We start from the raw sequence: 18,124 nt of genomic DNA, 5'->3' as shown, positions 1-18,124 counted from the left end.
CTCCGACGATCCGCCGAGCGGACCGATCACAGTGGGGGACCGGCGTACCGCTCACCGGCCAGGAACGGCCACGGGTTGGCCACACATCCCTTGAGGAACAGGGTCTGCTGCATCATCACCGGGGCCGGTTCGCCCTCCCCCGGGCAGCGCTCGTGGCCGTAGCCCAGCTCGTGGCCGACCTCATGATTGATCACGTACGCCCGGTAGACGTCGAGCGGGACCTCGCCGCTGACGTAGTGGTCGACCGAGAACCGCCAGCGGTCCAGGTTGATGATCGCCTGGCCCTGCGCCCGACACGAGGTGTACGGCTTGCCGTCGATCCGGATGTCCACCCAGCCGGCCTGGCACATCCGGGCGGCGGTTTGCGCCGTGGCCAGGTAGACCGTGAAGTCGTGGCCGGCCTGGTCCGGCACCCGCTGCAGGCGCAGTTGACCGCCGCCGATCCAGCTCCGGTCGTCGGAGAGCAACTTCTCCACCGCGTCACCGAACGCCTCGACGTCCTCCTCGGACCCGATCTCCACGGCCAGCCGGTAGCGGCGCAGGGTGCCGGACCGACCGGCGATCTTCCCCTGCTTCGAGCTGAAGTCGAACTCGCCGCTGCCGGTCGACGGTGCCGTGCCGGACAGCCGCAGCACCGGCGCGGGCGGCGCGGTCGTCGGGGGCGGACCGGTCGTCGGGGGCGGTTCGACGCTGGGCGTCGCCGCAGTGGTGCCGCCGGGTGGCGCGGCCACCGCGTCCCGGTCGCCGCCCACTCCGACCCGGGGCAACGCGAACCCGATCGCCGCCAGCCCGAGCACGGTCACCAGCACCGCCGCCAGCACCGGCCACCGCAGCTGCCGTCGGCGGGTACGCGACGCGTCCCCCCGCTGCCGGCGGTGCGCCGACCGGCTCCGTGCCCCGGTCGGGTGGCCACGGCGCGTCGGGCGGGTACGGCGGTCGGACATCGCTGACCAGCGTGCCACAGCCAACGTCGGTCCGGGCACCCCGGACCGGCGCGTCGGTCCGGGCACCCCGGAGCGCCGACCGGGCCTCTGAGCGACCGGGCAGGCCGCCGGACCCCTGCGGATCAGGCCGCAGGCGCGTGCCGATCAGGCCAGCAGAGCGTCCAGTCGCCGGTTGACGGCGGCGAGTGTGGCTCGCACCACAGCCTGCCGCGGGTCCCCCGAGACGACCGCCGAACCGGCCAGCTGTTCCACCCAGCCACCGCAGGCGAGCAGTACGACGACCACCGCCACCTCGCAGCCGCCCATCGGCACCACGGCCGCGTGCTCGACGATGCACCGTCCCCGGTCCGCCGCGCCGGCCGGGCCGGCCAACAGCTTCTCGATCGCCGAGGCGGCGGCCGCCGCGCACAACCGCAGCACGTACCCGTCGACCGCCGGCCCGGTCGCCACTCCTGACGTGGTCCGCTGGCCGGCGGTCAGTCGCACCTCGACGGTGGCGTCCACGCCGAACGTGCTGACCTGGACGTGGTCCAGCACGACCCGGGGGCCGGGCCGGCCACCCGGGTTCAGCGGCCGGGGCGGCCCGCTCTCCGGCGCGGTACCGGCCGGCTCCGGGCACGGCACAGCGGATGTAGCGGCGGCCGCACCCGCGTGCCGGGGCGGCGGGTCGTCCTGGCCGGGGCGGGGACCCAACGGCTGTCGGCGGCGGCGCGGTACGTCCGCCGGTTCCGGGGCGACCCAGCCGGGAATGCCGCCCGGCGCCGTCGGCGGCGGTGCCGTCAGGCCCGGCGGCCGACTCGGCGCCGGCAGATCGGCGCGGCCGGGCAACGCCGGCAGCCCGTGGTCGGGTTCGACACCCGGCAGGTTCTGCGGGGCCGCCGCCAGGCCCATCCGTTCCTGGAGCAGCCGCGCCACCAGCCGGCTCACCTCGGCCGGGTCAGCACCCTCGGCCAGGTCGAGCCGGAGGCTGTGGGCACCGGCGTCGGTGGTCCGCAGCGAGGCGTCCCGAACTCCGCCGACGCCGCGTACCGCTGCCAGGATCGCTCCGACGTCGAAGCCTTCCGGCCGCTCCTGCGGCTGGTCGACGACGTCGCCTCGGCGCAGGTGGGACGCGATCCGCGCGAGTTCCGGCGTCTCCGCCGCGTGTTCGACCGGCGGCAACTGCTGTGGCACGGTCGGCACGTCCGGGTCAGCGGGAACCCGCTGCGGCAACGCGTCCAGCGCGGCGGCCGCGATGGGAGTGGTGGACAGATTCGCCGGATGTTCGACCGGCGGCAGCGCGCCACCGGCCGGCTCGGCAGTGACCGGTGCCCCAGGCGGCTCCACAGGGACCGACGCGCCAGCCGGCCCGGACGACGTCGCCTCGCCCAGTTCGTCGTCCGCGCGGCGGGAAACCGCCCGGCGGCGGGGCATCAGGTCGTCGGCATCCCCGCCGCTGTCGCCCTGGCCGGCCCGCCCCGGTCCGTACTGCCCGGCGGGAGCCGTCGGTTCGTACTGCCCGCCGGTGGGAGCCGTCGGTTCGTACCGGGGCTGGCCACTGGCCGGCCGGTATCCGGCGGCCTGACCCAGGTCGGCCGGGCGGTCGGGGCGCCACGGCATCTCCTCCGGCACGGTCGGCGGATCTGGCATCGCCCAGCCCGACTCGCCGCCCGCCGCGCCCGGCCAGCCGCTGCGGTCGTCGCCGCCCCAGCTCGGTGGCGGCGGACCGGACCAGCCGCTGTCAGCCGTGGCGGTCCGATCGTCGGACCAGGCCGACGACTCGGGGTCGTCCCGTTGCGCCGGGTCGTCCGGCCCACCGGCGGCCTCGGCCGCCCACACCTGACCGCCGGATTCCGCGGCCGCCCAGCTCGAATCGGTCGGCCCGTCCGTCCAGCCCGGCTCCGACGCCGACCAGTGCTGCCCGTACGGCCGGTCCGGATCGCCGGCCGGGGGCCCGGAGGGCGACCCCTGACCACGCTGGATCCGCTGGCCCGCCTCGTCGCCGGAGGGCCGGTCCCAGGCTGCGGAGCTGGTCGGTCGCGGCCATTCGCCGGTGGCGCTCTGTCGATGCCACTGGTCGGCGACCGGTGCGGCGCTGGTCGGGACCGGCCGTCGCCGCTCGTCGGTGGCACCGGGCCAGGCCCATTCGCCGGTCACCTGCCGGGACCACGGCCCGCCAGCATCTGGACCGGGCCATTCGCCGGTCGGCTGCCGGAGCAGACCGGCGTTGGACGGCTGCCCAGCAGGCTGCGGCGGTGCCGGGGCGAAGTCATCGGGTCGGGCAGGGTCGTCGCGTCCGGCAAGGTCATCGGGTCGGGCAGGGTCGTCGCGTCCGGCAGGATCGTCACGTCGGGCAGGGTCGTCGGGTCCAGCTGCGTCCGCCGTACGGCTGGCGGGGCCGCCAGCAGACCGGTCGGCCCGCGCGCCCGGGGAACCGGGCCGGTCGGACGACATCCCGGGCCGGTCGGGCGGGAGGTCGGACTGCGCGGTGCGCTGCCGGTCGGGTTCGACCGAGCGGTTTTCGGGCTCGGATCGTTGCCCGCCTGGCCGACTGGTCGTCGGTGGTTGGAAGCCCGGTGGGGTGCCGGGGCGGGCTCGCCGGGCGGGCGACACCGGTGCCGCCGAGGCCACCGGCACCGCGCGCAGCGGCGCGGTCGGCACCACCCGGGCCGTCTCCTGCCAGCGGGGCGGCGGGTTGACCGGCGTCGGGGTCGGGCGTGGGTTGTCACCGCCCCGGCGCTCGGCCGGGCGGCCAGCTGCGGGTGGGTCGTGCGCAGGTCCACCGGCCACCCGGCCGGCCGGCTCGTCGTCGGCGCGTCCGGTGTCCGCGCCGCCCGGCTGGATCGACTCACCGGCCGGCGCGGGGCGTGGGGTCGGTACGACGGTCTCGGCCGGCCCGGTGACCGGCCGGCCGTTGACGGCTGCGGCGCGGCCGTTGTCGGCGCTGCGGGAGCCGCGGGCGGCTGAGCCGCCGCGTGGAGTACGGGTGAACGGCAGCACCTCGGCGTACCGGGACGGCGGGTCATCCCAGTGCGGGCCGCTCACCGGTTCGTCGCGGGCGGCCCAGCCGGCATCGGCATGGTCGGTGTCCGGCCCGACACCGGAGCCGTCCGACCACCGGGTCGGCGACCCCGTCCAACCGCCCATGCCCTGGTCACGACGGTCTCGCGGATCCGCTCCGCCGTCCTCTGGTCCCGGTGCGCCCCCGCGGGGTTCACCTGATTCGTCCACCGTGCGCTCCTCGGTCGCCCCCGCTGAGGCTACCGTGTGCTGACAGTGGCGATAAGTTGCAACGTCGGGCCAATTGACCGGCCAGGTGAAATGCACTGATCGTTTCGTATCTTCGCCGACCAGATGGCCGCGACCGGACTCGGAGGTTCGACATGACCGCTGCGTCGAGCGACGCACAGACAAGCGGCCGACCGGCCCGGATGCCACGGTCCGCCCGCCGCAAGCAGCTACTCGCCGCCGCCCAGGAGGTGTTCGTCGCACAGGGTTACCACGCGGCGGCGATGGATGACATCGCGGAGCGGGCCGGTGTGTCGAAGCCAGTGCTTTATCAACATTTTCCGGGCAAACTGGAGTTGTACCTGGCACTGCTCGACACGCACTGCGACGCGATCATCGCGAAGGTCGCCGCCGCGATGGCCGCGACCACCGACAACAAGGAGCGGGTCAGCGGGGCGGTGCAGGCCTACTTCGACTTCGTCGACGAGGAGAGCGGCGCCTTCCGGCTGGTCTTCGACTCCGACCTGCGCAACGAACCGCTGGTACGGGCACGGGTGGAACGCGTCGAACGCGAGTGCATCGCGTCGATCACCGACACCATCATCTCGGACACCGGAGTGAGTCGATCCCGGGCCGAACTGCTCGCCTCCGGGCTGGTCGGCGCGGCCGAGACCGCCGCCCAGTTCTGGCTGGCCGGTGGTCGACAGGTGCCAAAGGACGAAGCCGAGTCGTTGCTCGCCGCACTCTCCTGGCGGGGCATCGCCGGGTTCCCGCTGCAGGGTGAGGCATCCTGACCACAGCGCGTCCGCATCGGCTAACCTTCGCGTTGGCGTTGTTTTCGCCCACCTCAAGGAGGACCCGTGGAGGTCAAGATCGGCGTGCAGTACGCGCCGCGCGAGCTCGTCCTGGACAGTGCCCAGTCACCGGCTGAGATCGAGCAGATCGTGACCCAGGCAATCACGACCGAGGGGACTCTGTCACTCACCGACGAGCGCGGCCGCCGGGTCATCGTCCCGGTCAGCAAGATCGCGTACGTGGAGATCGCCGAGGCCGCTCCCCGCTCGGTCGGCTTCACCGTCCGCTGACCTGGCCGGACCGGCCCCGAAGCCGCCAAGCCAGCTCCCGGCTGCCGGCCACCGACTGCCGACTGCCGGCCACCGACCGCACCGATCCGGATCGGTTCACCCTGATCCGGATCGGTCCGCCCAGATCACCCGCCAGATCGCCGCTCCGGTCGCGACTTCGACTCGGCCGCGAAGCTGTCCGGCCGACATCGCCGCCGACCGTGCCCTTCGTCACTGCCGCTGCGCCTGCACCACCCCGGCGGCGTGACAAGAACCACAGCTGAGTCGTCGGTCCGGCCACCGTCGCCGAGGATCTGCACGTCGACTCGGACCGTCAGCTACCATGGTCAGCAATGCTGCGGCCGTCGAGGATGCTCGAGCGGGGTTCGCGGCGCGCGTGCGGCCCGCGATCTGTTGATCGCGTGTGGCCAGCGCCGTCAATTGACGCACTGCGACACGCCGCAGACAACGCGTCGCCCCGGCATCGCGACGGCACGTCGCAGCACCCGCACCGCACCGACCCGACGTCGGTGCCGACGACCATCGGACGCGCCGGCTCGGCGCGTCACCCAACCGGAGCCCTTCCGGCACCGGCGACAACCGGCGCGCACCGTGCGCACCACACAACCGGCGCCATCGCGGCGCCGCATCCGACACGCGCCCTCAGGAACAGGCGGGGCGCACCACGAGAGGCACCCCCGACACCTGATGACTGACATTCTCAATCACAACGCCGGTGACGAGCCGGCGAAACGCCCACCGGCACGGCCGGACAGCCCCACCTTCGCCGACCTGGGTGCCCGCCCGGAGACGGTGGCCGCTCTCGCCGAGGTCGGCATCGTCCACGCCTTCGCCATCCAGGAGTACGCCCTGCCGATCGCGCTGCGCGGCAGCGACCTGATCGGCCAGGCACCGACCGGGACCGGTAAGACGCTCGGCTTCGGCGTACCGCTCATCGACCGGGTGCTCGCGCCGGCCGAGGGCGGTGACGGCGTGCCGCAGGCACTCGTCGTCGTCCCGACCCGCGAGCTCGGCCTGCAGGTCGCCAAGGACCTGGCCGCCGCCGGCAGCACTCGGGGCGTGCGGGTGCTGCCGATCTACGGTGGCGTCGCGTACGAGCCGCAGATCGAGACGCTGCGCTCCGGCGTGGAGATCCTGGTCGGTACGCCGGGTCGGTTGATGGACCTGGCCAAGCAGAAAAAGCTGCGGCTGGACCGGATTCGGGCGCTGGTGCTGGACGAGGCCGACCGGATGCTCGATCTGGGCTTCCTCGACGACGTCGAGCGGATCCTGGCGATGCTGCCGGAGGACCGGCAGACGATGCTGTTCTCGGCCACCATGCCCGACCCGATCGTGGCTCTGTCCCGGCGGTTCCTGCGCCACCCGGTGACCATCCACGCCGGGCACACCACGGAGGCGGGCGTTCCGCCGCTGACCCGTCAGGTGGTCTACCGCACCCACCCGATGAACAAGATCGAGATCGTCGCCCGGATCCTGCAGGCCGAGGAGCGCGGGCTGACGATGATCTTCACGCGTACCAAGCGGGCGGCCGACCGGGTCGCCGAGGACCTGGACTTCCGTGGCTTCGCGGTGGCCGCCGTGCACGGCGACCTCGGCCAGGGTGCCCGGGAACGGGCGCTGCGCGCCTTCCGTACCGGAAAGATCGACATCCTGGTGGCCACCGACGTCGCCGCCCGCGGTCTGGACGTCTCCGGCGTCACCCACGTGATCAACTACGACTGCCCGGAGGACCAGGACACCTACACCCACCGGATCGGTCGCACCGGCCGGGCCGGCGCGACCGGGGTGGCGGTGACCTTCGTCGACTGGGAGGACATGACCCGGTGGCGGATCATCGACAAGACCCTCGGGCTGGAGATGCCCGAGCCGCCGGAGACGTACCACACCTCTGAGCACCTCTACGCAGACCTGGACATCTCTCGCGACGTCTCCGGCACGCTACCCAGCGCCGATCGGACCCGCGCCGGGCTGTCCGCCGAGGTCGAGGAGGATCTCGGCGGACGCAGCGCCGGTCGACGGCGGCGCGGAGACGGCGACGGCCGCGCCGAGCGCGGCGCGCGCGGTGACGGCCGCGCCCGCCGGTCATCGCGGTCGCGCCGTTCCGTCGCGCCGGACGACACCGACCGGTCCGCCGCCACCGCGACGACCGCCGGCGAGGACGGTGCCCCGGTCAGCCGCCGGCCGCGGCGGCGGCGGCGCGGCGGCCAACTCGTCGACGGCGGCGCCGGCACCGACTCCGGTGCGGCGTCCACCGGCGGTACGGAGATCACGGCCGCCGCCACGTCGGACGGCGGCTCGGGCGGTTCGACGCGCCGCCGTCGGCGCCGCCGGGGTGGCTCAGGCGGAGCCGGCCGGGCCGACCAGGTCGGCGGAGCCGGCCGAACCGACCAGGGCAGCGGCGGCGAAAACTGACCCGCTCCCTCGCCGACGCTCTCAACGACGTCCGGGCGCTGCTGCTCAGCCCGCAGCTCACCCGGGCGGTCGCCGCCGGGCGTCGGCGCAACGCCGCCCCGTCGGTCGTTCGGGCTGAGCTCCGACCGGTCGCCCTGCGGGCCGGTACCCATCTGCAGATCGTCACCAACGACGGCACCCGGCCGGTGACCCGTAACCTGCCGCCGGGTGCTCCCGCCGAAGCAGCGGTCGACCAGCTGCTCGCCGAGCCGTTCGGCAACTGGCACGTCGAGACCAGCACCAGCACCCTGCAGCTGCGGGTGACCAAGAAGGGCACGGCGCAGGTGCACCGGTCGACCGCCGACCGGGCCGACACCGGCCCCGGCGACCACGACCGGGCCAAGCGATACCTGCTGGATCCGGACGACCCGCTGTTCGCCGCGATCGGCGCCAACGCCGCGAAACGACGCCAGGTCGACGCGTTCCTACGGGCACTCGCCGCCAGCCTGCCCGACCCACTGCCCGCCAGGCCGCTGCACGTCGTCGACCTGGGCTGCGGCAACGCCTACCTGACCTTCGCGGCCTACCGCTACCTGGTGGCCCGCGGTGCGCAGCCGGTGGTGACCGGCGTCGATGTCCGCGAGGACCAGCGGCGGCGCAACACCGCGCTGGCCGATCAGCTCGGCTGCGCCGGGCAGGTCCGGTTCGTCGCCGGCACGATCCGGCAGGCACCGGTCGAGCCGGCACCGGACCTGGTGCTGGCGTTGCACGCCTGCGACACCGCCACCGACGAAGCGTTGGCCCGCGCCGTCGACTGGCAGGCCCGGTGGGTGCTGGCCGCGCCCTGCTGCCACCACGACATCGCCGCCCAGCTGCGCCGGCAGCCGGCACCGCAGCCGTACGGGCCGCTGGTCTCCGCCGGCATCCTGCGGGAACGGTTCGCCGACGTGCTCACCGACACGCTGCGGGCGACCCTGCTCCGGGCGTACGGCTACCGGGTGGACGTGGTCGAGTTCATCGACTCCCAGCACACACCGCGCAACCTGCTGCTGCGGGCCCGGCGCGGCGGCGTACCGGACCGGCGCGAGCAGCACCGGGCCTACCGGGCGCTGGTCGACCAGTGGGCGGTGACCCCCCGGCTGCAGACCCTGCTGCCGCCGGTGCCGGACGCCGGCGGGGCGACCGTGATCAGTCGACCGTGACGGTGAACTCGGCGGTGTGCACCTCGCCGGCCACCTGAAAGTCCATGAACAGCCGGTAGTCACCGGAGCTCGGGGCGGTCAGCCAGAACTTCACCGCGCCGTCGACCAGCTCGGCCTCCGGATGCACGTGCAGATAGCCGAGGTCGCCGTCGCGCAGCGCGACCAGATGCCCGTACGCGCCGAGATAGGGCTCCAGCGTCGGGGCCTGGCCGGCCCGGCTCACCTCGAACAGCAGCGGCGTCACCACCCCGCGCTGTGCGACCCCACGCATTCGTACGGTGAAGTCGTCCACCTCGGCGGTGTCGGCGGCGTCCGGCAGGTCGGCCGGCAGATACTCGCCGGCCACCACGAGGTCGACGCCGAGCGTCAACGCGACCGGCGAACCGCCGGAGTCGCGCAGGGTGAAGTCGGTGTAGAGCCGCCAGATGCCGGCGGCGGCCAGCCGGACCGGGACGCTCCAGGTGCCGTTCGGTGCCATCGTCGGGTGCAGGTGCTGGTAACCGGTCAGATCCCGGCGGGCGATGATCAAGTGCATCGGCTTGTCGTGCACCACGTCGAAGGCGGTGACCGGCCGCTGATCGGCGTCGATGATCTGGAAGCGCAGGTCGACCTGGTCGCCGATCGGCAGTTGTCGCCGCACCGGCACCAGGGTGTAGCCGCCGGCACTGACCGACAGGCCGGAGATCTGGTCACCGCCGTCGGTGCCGCCGTGCACGTGCGGTGCGGTCCCGGGCGGGTGGGTGTGGTCGGCCGCGTCGGCCGCGTACTGGGTGCCGATGCTGGTCGGGGCGGTCACCGCCCGGCCCAGGGCGAACCCGGCGAGCATCGCGAGCACGACGGCAGCCACCCCGGTCGCCAACCGCACGGTCGACGTCCCCGGCCCCGCCGGCTCTGTCGGCCCCGCCGGATCGCCGGCACCGGTCACTGTTTCTCCCACCTCGCCGACGGTAGTCGCTACTGGCCGGCAACGCCTCGGTCGGGTCGTCGGCTGGTCTTCGGCTGTGTCGTCAGGCGTGGCTTCCGCAACGTACCGTCGTTGTACCATCTGTGACCGTTAATAGCTTGGCAAGTAGGGCAGCCGCCCTCGTCACCGCTGTAACCGCCACGTTGCTGCCGGCTCCGGCCCAGGCGCAGGCCTCGATCGCCGAGTTGGACCGGCGGATCGACCAGGCGGCCCACCAGTTGGAGACGGTGGTCGAGCAGTACAACGAGATCCGGCTGGACCTGCGCCACAACCAGGAACGCGCTGCTGGACTCAGCGAGACGATCATCGAACTGGACCGGCAGCTCGCGGCCCGACACGATCAGGTCGGCCAACTCGCGGCCAGCAACTACCGGGTGAACGGTGCCCGACCCGTCGCTACCCTGCTGTCCACCGCGTCGGCGGAACACTTCGTCGACCAACTGCTCATCGCCGATGTGATCAACCGCGACAACGAGCGGACGATCGCCGGGCTGCGCGACACCCGGGACCGCAGCGAAGCGGCCCGCCGGGCGGCGAACACGCTGATCGAGCAGCAGTTGCTGCAGCAGGGGCAGCTGTCCGCCACGCAGCGGCAGATCGAGTCGGACATCCGGGCGCTGACCGAGCTGCGGGACCGCCAGCAGGCGCTGCTGAACCGGTCCGGCGCCGCCGCCGCCGACCGCAGCCCGGCCGACCCACTGCCCGAGGCGGCGACCGGCCGCGCGGCCAGCGTCGTCGCCTTCGCCCACGCCCAGCTCGGCAAACCGTACCGGTGGGGGTCGGCCGGGCCGCACTCGTACGACTGCTCCGGGCTGACCTCGGCGGCCTGGGCGAAGGCCGGGGTGCAGTTGCCGCACAACGCCCGCCGGCAGTTCGGCACCGTCACCCGGCTCGGCCGCGCCCAGCTCCGCCCCGGTGACCTGATCTTCTTTTACCGCAACGTGCAGCACGTCGGGATCTACATCGGGGCCGACCAGATGATCCACGCGCCGCGGCACGGTGAAGTGGTCCGCGTCGACCGGATCGACCGGATGCCGATCAAGGGCTACGGCCGGCCGGGCTGACCGGGGTTGGGCGACCCCGTCTCGCTCGGACCGGGTCAGTTCGTGGTGGCGAGGGCGAACGGCAGCACCGCCGGGGCACCGGAGCGCCGCAGCAGCCGGGCCACGGCGGTCAACGTCCAACCGGTGTCGACCAGGTCGTCGACCAGCAGCACCGGGCCGGTCAGCCCGGACAGCGCTGCGGCCAGCTCCGGCGGTGCGGCGAACGCGTCGTGCACGGTACGGACCCGTTGGGCGCTGTTGCCCCGGCCCTGAGCCGACGGCGGCTCGGCCCAGGCCGGCTCGACCGAGCCGAGCAGCGGCAGCCGACCGACCTCGGCGATCCGGCGGGCGGTGCTGGCCACCAGCTCCGGGCGGGTCCGGGAGGCGACCGCCACCACCCCGACCGGTCGGGCCGGCCAGGGCTGGGCGCCGCGCGCCCACTCGCGCAGCACGTCGATCACCGCACCGGCGACGTCGGCCGGCAGCGCGGTGTCCGGCCGGCCAGCGGCGAGCAGGTCCCGCAGCCGGCTACCCCAGCCCAGGTCGGACAGCCGCCCGACGGCCCGGCCGGGCAGTGCCTGCTCGTCGGAGCCGAGCTTGCCGCGCAGCGGTACGCCGACCGCCTCCAGCCCGGTCGGCCAGAGCTTCTTCGGGGGGATCTCCACTCCGGCGCGGCCGAGAAAGGTCTCGGCGGCGCGCAGCGCGTCCGGGCTCACCTCGGACGGCAGCCACCCGCCGGCGCAGCGGTCGCAGCGCCCGCACGGCTGGGCCTGCGGGTCGTCCAGGCAGTGGCGGAGAAACTCCATCCGGCAGCCGGGTCGGCCAGCCGGCGGGGCAGTGTCGGCCGGTACCGCGTACTCCTGCATGATCTGCTGTTCGGCGGTGCGCGCCTGGGCCACCCGGTGCAGCCGGGCGGCGTCGTAGTGCCACGGCTCGCCGGTGGCGACCCAGCCGCCGCGCACTCGGCGCACCGCGCCGTCCACGTCGAGCACCTTGAGCATCAGTTCGAGCCGGGTGCGCCGCAGATCGACGATCGGCTCCAGAGCCTGGGTGGAGAGCGGACGACCGGCGTTTTCGAGGGCGGCGAGCACCGAGCGCACCTGTTCCTCCCGGGGGAAGGCCAGTGACGCGAAGTACCGCCAGATCGCCTGGTCCTCGGGGCCGGGCAGCAGCACCACGTCGGCGTACCGGTCGCCGTCCAGGGCTCGGCCGGCCCGGCCCACCTGCTGGTAGTAGGCGATCGGCGACGGCGGCGCGCCGAGGTGCACCACGAAACCGAGGTCCGGCTTGTCGAAGCCCATGCCGAGCGCGGACGTCGCCACCAGGGCTTTGATCTTGTTGTCCAGCAGGTCCTGTTCGGCGGCGCGGCGTTGCGCGTCGTCGGACTGACCGCTGTACGCGGCGACGGCGTAGCCCCGGGAGCGCAGGAACTCGGCGGTCTCGGCGGCGGCCGCGACAGTGAGCGTGTAGACGATGCCGGAGCCGGGCAGCGTGTCGAGGTGGTCGGCGAGCCAGCCGAGCCGGTGCGCGGTGCCGGGCAGGTCGAGCACGGCCAGCCGCAGCGACCGGCGGTCCAGCGGACCGCGCAGCACCAGCGTGTCGCCGAGCCTGCCGGCCCCGCCCTCGCTGGTGGCGCTGGTGTCGCCGAGCTGTTCGGCGACGTCGTCGGTAACCCGGGCGTTTGCGGTCGCGGTGGTGGCCAGCACCGGCGTCCCGGGGCGCAGCTCGCGCAGGAAGGTCCGGATCCGCCGGTAGTCGGGGCGGAAGTCGTGCCCCCAGTCCGACACGCAGTGCGCCTCGTCGATGACCAGCAGGCCGGTGGTGGCGGCCAGGCTGGGCAGCACGTTGTCCCGGAAGTCCGGGTTGTTCAGCCGCTCCGGGCTGATCAGCAGTACGTCGACCGTGCCGGCCCGGATCTCCGCGCTGACGGTGTCCCATTCGTCGAGGTTGGCGGAGTTGATCGTGCGGGCCTGGATGCCGGCCCGTTCCGCGGCGGCCACCTGGTTGCGCATCAGGGCCAGCAGCGGCGAGACGATCACCGTCGGCCCGGCCGTTGTGGTCGGCACCGACCCGGCCGGGGTGGCCGGGCCGGTGCCGACCGCGCCGGTGCCGGCGCGCAGCAGCGCGGTGGCGATGAAGTAGACCGCCGACTTGCCCCACCCGGTGCGCTGTACGCAGAGCACCCGCCGCCGGTCCACGACCAGCGCCTCGATGGCCCGCCACTGGTCGTCGCGCAACGTCGCGCCCGGCCCGGCCAGCCGGTGCAGCGTCTGCTCGGCGCGGTCGCGCAACTCGGCCCGGTCCGGCGTAACGGTCATGGTTGGACCGTACAAGGACTGGCGGAACCGACCGACCGGCGGCCCCGGGCCGGGCTCAGCGGGTGGCGGCACGGACCGCCACGGCGGTGTCCGGATGGTCGGCGAACAGCCCGTCCAACCCGAGTCCGTAGAACAGCTCGTACTCTGCGGTGATGTCGCCCCGGGCGGCCGGGTCGGCACCGATGCGATGGTCGGTCGGCAGGAACTGGTTCTCCGCCCGGAACGTCCAGGCGTGCACCGCCAGCCGGGCCCGGTGGGCGTCGCGGATCAGCGAGGTCGGGGCCAGCAGCGCGCCGTCGGCGTCGCGCGGCACGATCAGGTCCTTGGTCGGCCCGATGGCGTCGGCGTACCGGCTGATCCAGGCGAGCCCGTCCGGGGTGGCCAGGTCGGCGTAGCCGCGCGGGTCACCGGCCACGACGAAGTCGTACGGCCGGCCGCTGCCGCCGAGCAACTGCACCAGCCGTACGTCGGTCATCCGGCTCAGCTTGCGCAGGTTGGCGGTCTCGAAGGACTGGATGAACACCGTGTCGGTTCGCCGGGTCAGCTTGTTGCGTCGCAGCGTGTCGACCAGCGGCTCCTCCAGCGGCAGCCCGATCGACTGGAAGTAGGTGGGGTGCTTGGTCTCCGGGTAGATGCCGATGGTCCGGCCCAGCCGCCGGCTCTCCGACCGGGCCAGGTCGATGACCTCCTGCAGGGTCGGCACCGCGAACTCACCGTCGAACGCCGTGTTGGTCGGCCGGACCTGCGGCAGTCGCTCCACGGCCCGCAGGGTACGCAGCTCGGCCAGGGTGAAGTCCTCGGTGAACCAGCCGGTGACGGATCGCCCGTCGATGGTCTTGGTGGCCCGCCGGTCGGCGAACTCGGCGCGATCGGCGACGTCGGTGGCGCCGGAGATCTCGTTCTCGTGCCGGGCGACCAGCACCCCGTCGGCGGTCGACACCAGGTCGGGCTCGATGTAGTCGGCGCCTTGACGGATCGCCAGCCGGTACGCCTCCAGGGTGTGCTCCGGCCGGTAGCCGCTGGCCCCTCGGTGCGCGATGACCAGTGGTTTCGACTCGGCCTGCGGCTTGCCGCGGGTTGCCGGGTCGGTGGTGGTGGCGGTGGGGATCGCCATGGTGGCCAACAGGGTGCCGGCGAGCAGCATGATCGGCAGGGTACGCGACAACGTCGTCTCCGCACAGGGGTTCCCCGGGCACGGTCGGGCGGCAGTGAAGACGCCCGAGGCGACGGGCGGGAGACCGGTGGGCGACGGGCGGGCGGTGACCGGTCGACCATCACATGAATGTCAATAAATATTTGGTGTTCTTCGGTTTTGCGATGGTATGACAGCATTGATGCGCCGGCCGCTGCGAGACCCCGCCCGGATCGTGCCGATCGCGTTCCTCGGGGCGATCGCCGTGGGCACCGTACTGATGATGGTGCCGGCCAGCCGCCAGGGACCCGACGCGGCGCCCTTCGTCACGGCCCTGTTCACCGCCACCTCTGCGGTCTGCGTGACCGGGCTGGCCGTCACCGACACCCCGGCCTACTGGACGCCGCTCGGCCTGGTGCTGATCACCGCGCTCACCCAGCTCGGCGGCTTCGGGATCATGTCGCTGGCCACCCTGCTCGGCCTGCTGGTGTCGCGCCGGCTGGGGCTGCGCAGCCGGCTCACCGCGCAGGCGGAGACCAACAGCCTCGCGTTGTCCGACATCCGGCGGGTGCTGCTGCGGATCGCGGCGACGATGCTCGGTGCCGAAACGGCGATCGCTCTGGTCCTGGCCGCCCGGCTGTGGCTGCACTACGACTACCCGCCGCCCCGGGCCCTGTGGTACGGGCTGTTCCACGCCGTCCAGGCGTTCAACAACGGCGGCTTCGTCCTCTACTCCGACGGGCTGGTCCAGTTCGTCGGCGACTGGTGGATTTGCCTGCCGCTGATCGTCGGCGTGGTGGTCGGCGGGCTCGGCTTCCCGGCCCTGTTCGAGCTGGCCCGCGAGCGCAGCCGGCCGCGGCGCTGGTCGGTGCACACCCGGCTGACCGTATGGGGCACGCTGGCGCTGATCGGCACCGGCTTCGCCAGCATGCTCACCTTCGAGTGGGCCAACCCGCGTACCCTGGGCCCGCTCGACCTGCCGGAGAAGCTGCTGGCCGCGCTGTTCCAGGACGTGATGACCCGGTCCGGCGGGTTCAACACGGTCCACCCGGGAGAGTTCAACCCGGAGACGACGGCGGTCTCCATCGGGATGATGTTCATCGGCGGTGGCAGCGCCAGCACCGCCGGCGGCATCAAGGTGACCACCTTCTTTTTGCTCGCCTTCGTCATCTGGTCGGAACTGCGCGGCGAGCACGACGTGGTGATCGGCCGGCGCCGGATCGCCGCGGCCAGCCAACGCCAGGCGCTGACCGTCGCGCTGATCGGGGTGGCGCTGGTCGGAGCCGGCACCTTGGCGCTGATCAGCGTGACCGACGACATCGGCGGGGAACAGGCGTTGTACGAGGCGACGTCGGCGTTCGGCACGACCGGGCTGTCCACCGGGATCACCGGTGACCTGTCCGATCCCGCCCAGGTGCTGCTCGTCGTGCTGATGTTCGTCGGCCGGATCGGCAGCGTCACGTTGGGTTCGGCGATCGCGTTGAACACCCAGCGGAGACGGTTCCACTATCCAGAGGAGCGACCCATCGTTGGCTGACCGCACCGGCACCAGGTCCACCAGGACCGTAGTCATCATCGGGCTCGGCCGGTTCGGCGGCCAGGTCGCCGACTCGATGCTGCGCATGGGTCTCGACGTGCTCGGCGTCGACTCCAGCCCGGCGGTGGTCCAGCAGTGGGCGGACCGCCTGGCGTACGTGGTGCAGGCCGACTCGACCGATACCGAGGCACTGCGTCAGCTGGGTCTGCGGGACTTCCAGCGGGTGGTGGTCGGCATCGGCTCGGATGTCGAGGCCAGCGTGTTGACCGTGCTCAGCCTCGCCGAGATCGGCGTCACCGAGGTGTGGGCCAAGGCGGTCTCCGGCAAGCACGGCAAGATCCTGCGTTCCGTCGGCGCCCGGCACGTTGTCTACCCGGAGGCCGCGATGGGCGACCGGGTGGCGCACCTGATCACCAGCAAGATGCTTGACTTCATCGAGTTCGACGACGGCTTCTCGATCGCCGAGACCCGGCTGCCGAGCGGTACGGCGGGCCGGCGGCTCGGCGAGACCGACCTGCGGTCGCGGTACGGGGTTACGGTGATCGGAGTGAAGCTGCCGGGGGAACGGTTCACCTACGCCGACCGGGAGACCGAACTGCGCGAAGGTGCTCTGCTGATCGTCTCCGGCACCACCGAACAGGTGCAGCGGTTCGCCGCCGCCACCTGAACCCGTACCCCGTCACCCGATCCCTACCGCCCACCGGTGGCCGACCGGGCCGGGGACGGGTCGGTGGCGGGCTGACCGGTCGCCGTTTCCAGCAGCTCGGTCGTCGTGCCCGCCGCCCGTCCGGCGACCGCCGCGACAGACACGTCGCAGATCAGCTCGTCGAGGTGGAATTCCAGCGGCAGCGTGTTGACCCCGTCGTAGTCACCGGCCAGCTGGAGCTGCGTGGTCGCCCCCGGGGCCAGGGTGGCGGCGTGGGCCGCGGGCCGCAGCCGTACGTCGTCGCCCTGCTGCTCCCACTGTCCGCCCCGCACCGCGGTGAGCCGCTGGGTGCCGGGGAAGGTGAAGCGCAGCGACCAGTCGGTCAGCTCGGCGGACCCGGTGTTGGTGACGGTGGCCGCAGCGACGAACTCCCGCCCGGAGTCGCCGCGCACCGTGTATTCGACCCGGCAGGGCGCCGAGGACTGGGCGGCGAGCCCGAAGTCCGGCGGCGCGGCCACCGCCTCGCGGAATCGGTCGGTGGCGGGCGTGGCACCGGCTCCGGCCCAGACCAGGGCGGTGAGCATCATCAGGCCGACCCCGATCACCACGGCTTCCGCCCGGCGCTGCACCCACGAGGTCCGCAGCCGGCGCCGCCGGCCGATGCCGGTCGCGACCGGCAGATCCAGCCCGGTGACCTCCAGCCCGCAGGTGACGTCGACGCCGACGGGTGACGGGCCGCCGTCGGTGGCGCCGTCGGTGGCGGAGCCCGGCCGGTTCGGCAGCGGCGTCACCATCGACGGCGACAGCCCGGCGGCGACCCCGACGGCTGCCGCCAACGTCTTCGCCACCTCCTCGCTGGTCGGCCGGTCCGCCGGACATTTGGCCAGGCACCGCAGGGTGAGGTCGACCACCTCCGCCGGCAGTCCGGCGACCGGCGGCATCGGGTCGGGCACGGTGTGCAGGTGTGCCCGCAGCATCTGGGTCACGCTCGCGGCCTGCCAGGGCAGCCGGCCGGTGAGTGAGCGGTAGAGCAGCAGGCCGACGGCGTACACGTCGGTGGCCGGGGAGACCTGGCCGCTGTTGAGGCGCTCCGGCGCCAGGTATGCCGGGGTGCCGAGCAGGTTGCCGTCCGGGCCGACGTCGCTCTCGCCGGCCAACGCGGAGATGCCGAAGTCGACGACCTTTGCTCCGGTGCTGGTCAGCATGACGTTGGCCGGGGTGACGTCGCGGTGGACGACGCCGGTGGCGTGCGCGGTGGCCAGCGCCGAGGCGACCTCGGCGCAGGCCACCACCGCGTCCCGCCAGGACAGGATGTGTTCCCGGCGCAGCCGGGTCGCCAGCGACTCGCCGTCGACCAGTTCCATCACCACGTACGGCAGGGTGGCTTCGTCCCGGACGGCTTCGCCGTAGTCGTAGACGTTGGTGATGTGCGGGTGGCACAGTCGGGCGGCGGCCTGCGCCTCCACCCGGATCCGGTGGCGGAACACCTGGTCCGGGGCGTACTGCGGGGCGAGGACCTTGATCGCGACCTGCCGGTCGAGGATCTCGTCGTAGCCGCGCCAGACCACCGAGGTCCCGCCGGTGCCGAGCCGTTCGATCAGCCGGTACCGGTCACCGAGCAGTTGCCCGCAGTCGTTCGCCACCCCACCCATGAC

General features: G+C 73.2%; 13 protein-coding genes. 7 read left to right on the top strand and 6 right to left on the bottom strand.

The window, feature by feature from the left end; all coding sequences use genetic code 11:
• Positions 1-26: 26 nt before the first annotated feature.
• Complete coding sequence (locus ACFHW1_RS00665) at positions 27-944, bottom strand: DUF3152 domain-containing protein (RefSeq protein ID WP_416614615.1); 918 nt, start codon at positions 942-944, stop codon at positions 27-29.
• 144 nt (positions 945-1,088) lie between these two features.
• Positions 1,089-4,070, bottom strand: coding sequence for a hypothetical protein (locus ACFHW1_RS00660; protein ID WP_416551221.1), 2,982 nt, complete (start codon positions 4,068-4,070; stop codon positions 1,089-1,091).
• A 236-nt stretch (positions 4,071-4,306) separates the two neighbouring features.
• Between ACFHW1_RS00660 and ACFHW1_RS00655 the strand changes: the two genes are divergently transcribed.
• From ACFHW1_RS00655 to ACFHW1_RS00640, 4 genes are all read left to right on the top strand, one after another.
• The gene (locus tag ACFHW1_RS00655; RefSeq protein WP_278173588.1) at positions 4,307-4,945 is read left to right on the top strand and encodes a TetR/AcrR family transcriptional regulator; all 639 of its coding nucleotides are present in this window, start codon (positions 4,307-4,309) and stop codon (positions 4,943-4,945) included.
• A gap of 66 nt (positions 4,946-5,011) precedes the next feature.
• On the top strand, positions 5,012-5,236 hold the full coding sequence (locus ACFHW1_RS00650; RefSeq protein ID WP_278173586.1) for a DUF3107 domain-containing protein: 225 nt from the start codon (positions 5,012-5,014) through the stop codon (positions 5,234-5,236).
• 687 nt (positions 5,237-5,923) lie between these two features.
• Entirely contained in the window at positions 5,924-7,648 is a 1,725-nt protein-coding gene (locus tag ACFHW1_RS00645; protein WP_416551220.1) for a DEAD/DEAH box helicase, read from the top strand.
• Positions 7,645-8,829: a class I SAM-dependent methyltransferase gene (locus tag ACFHW1_RS00640; protein WP_416551399.1), complete on the top strand. Its 1,185-nt coding sequence runs from the start codon at positions 7,645-7,647 to the stop codon at positions 8,827-8,829. Before ACFHW1_RS00645 ends, ACFHW1_RS00640 begins: the two co-directional genes overlap by 4 nt.
• Here the strand turns inward: ACFHW1_RS00640 and ACFHW1_RS00635 are convergent.
• Positions 8,816-9,766 carry a hypothetical protein gene (locus ACFHW1_RS00635; RefSeq protein WP_416614614.1) on the bottom strand — a complete coding sequence of 317 codons (951 nt, stop codon included), beginning with the start codon at positions 9,764-9,766 and terminating at the stop codon, positions 8,816-8,818. The genes ACFHW1_RS00640 and ACFHW1_RS00635 overlap by 14 nt on opposite strands.
• A gap of 125 nt (positions 9,767-9,891) precedes the next feature.
• Between ACFHW1_RS00635 and ACFHW1_RS00630 the strand changes: the two genes are divergently transcribed.
• Positions 9,892-10,857 (top strand): NlpC/P60 family protein, encoded by a 966-nt coding sequence (locus tag ACFHW1_RS00630; protein WP_416551218.1) that lies wholly within the window; start codon positions 9,892-9,894, stop codon positions 10,855-10,857.
• Between the two features lie 35 nt (positions 10,858-10,892).
• Here the strand turns inward: ACFHW1_RS00630 and ACFHW1_RS00625 are convergent, their stop codons facing one another.
• Both ACFHW1_RS00625 and ACFHW1_RS00620 read right to left on the bottom strand, forming a co-directional pair.
• On the bottom strand, positions 10,893-13,154 hold the full coding sequence (locus ACFHW1_RS00625) for a DEAD/DEAH box helicase (RefSeq protein WP_416614613.1): 2,262 nt from the start codon (positions 13,152-13,154) through the stop codon (positions 10,893-10,895).
• A gap of 55 nt (positions 13,155-13,209) precedes the next feature.
• A complete protein-coding gene (locus ACFHW1_RS00620; RefSeq protein ID WP_416551216.1) occupies positions 13,210-14,319 on the bottom strand; it encodes a glycerophosphodiester phosphodiesterase in 1,110 nt (369 codons plus the stop codon).
• Between the two features lie 169 nt (positions 14,320-14,488).
• Between ACFHW1_RS00620 and ACFHW1_RS00615 the strand changes: the two genes are divergently transcribed.
• Both ACFHW1_RS00615 and ACFHW1_RS00610 read left to right on the top strand, forming a co-directional pair.
• Positions 14,489-15,823, top strand: a complete 1,335-nt coding sequence (locus ACFHW1_RS00615; RefSeq protein WP_416567828.1) for a TrkH family potassium uptake protein — start codon at positions 14,489-14,491, stop codon at positions 15,821-15,823.
• Entirely contained in the window at positions 15,816-16,490 is a 675-nt protein-coding gene (locus ACFHW1_RS00610; protein WP_416614611.1) for a potassium channel family protein, read from the top strand. The genes ACFHW1_RS00615 and ACFHW1_RS00610 overlap by 8 nt, the downstream gene beginning before the upstream one ends.
• Positions 16,491-16,513: 23 nt before the next feature.
• Here ACFHW1_RS00610 and ACFHW1_RS00605 read toward each other — a convergent pair whose 3' ends face one another.
• A complete protein-coding gene (locus ACFHW1_RS00605; protein WP_416614609.1) occupies positions 16,514-18,121 on the bottom strand; it encodes a protein kinase domain-containing protein in 1,608 nt (535 codons plus the stop codon).
• Between the last annotated feature and the right edge of the window lie 3 nt (positions 18,122-18,124).

Source organism: Micromonospora sp. LOL_014 (genome assembly GCF_048060245.1).
Classification (GTDB): domain Bacteria; phylum Actinomycetota; class Actinomycetes; order Mycobacteriales; family Micromonosporaceae; genus Micromonospora_E.
This window is presented reverse-complemented; position numbering and strand designations above follow the sequence as displayed.

Bases quoted from the DNA above. Each gene is read 5' to 3' on its own strand.
- ACFHW1_RS00665 (WP_416614615.1), bottom strand. From the start codon at position 944: ATGTCCGACCGCCGTACCCGCCCGACGCGCCGTGGCCACCCGACCGGG.
- ACFHW1_RS00660 (WP_416551221.1), bottom strand. From the start codon at position 4,070: ATGGGCGGTTGGACGGGGTCGCCGACCCGGTGGTCGGACGGCTCCGGT.
- ACFHW1_RS00655 (WP_278173588.1), top strand. From the start codon at position 4,307: ATGACCGCTGCGTCGAGCGACGCACAGACAAGCGGCCGACCGGCCCGG.
- ACFHW1_RS00645 (WP_416551220.1), top strand. From the start codon at position 5,924: ATGACTGACATTCTCAATCACAACGCCGGTGACGAGCCGGCGAAACGC.
- ACFHW1_RS00625 (WP_416614613.1), bottom strand. From the start codon at position 13,154: ATGACCGTTACGCCGGACCGGGCCGAGTTGCGCGACCGCGCCGAGCAG.
- ACFHW1_RS00615 (WP_416567828.1), top strand. From the start codon at position 14,489: ATGCGCCGGCCGCTGCGAGACCCCGCCCGGATCGTGCCGATCGCGTTC.
- ACFHW1_RS00605 (WP_416614609.1), bottom strand. From the start codon at position 18,121: ATGGGTGGGGTGGCGAACGACTGCGGGCAACTGCTCGGTGACCGGTAC.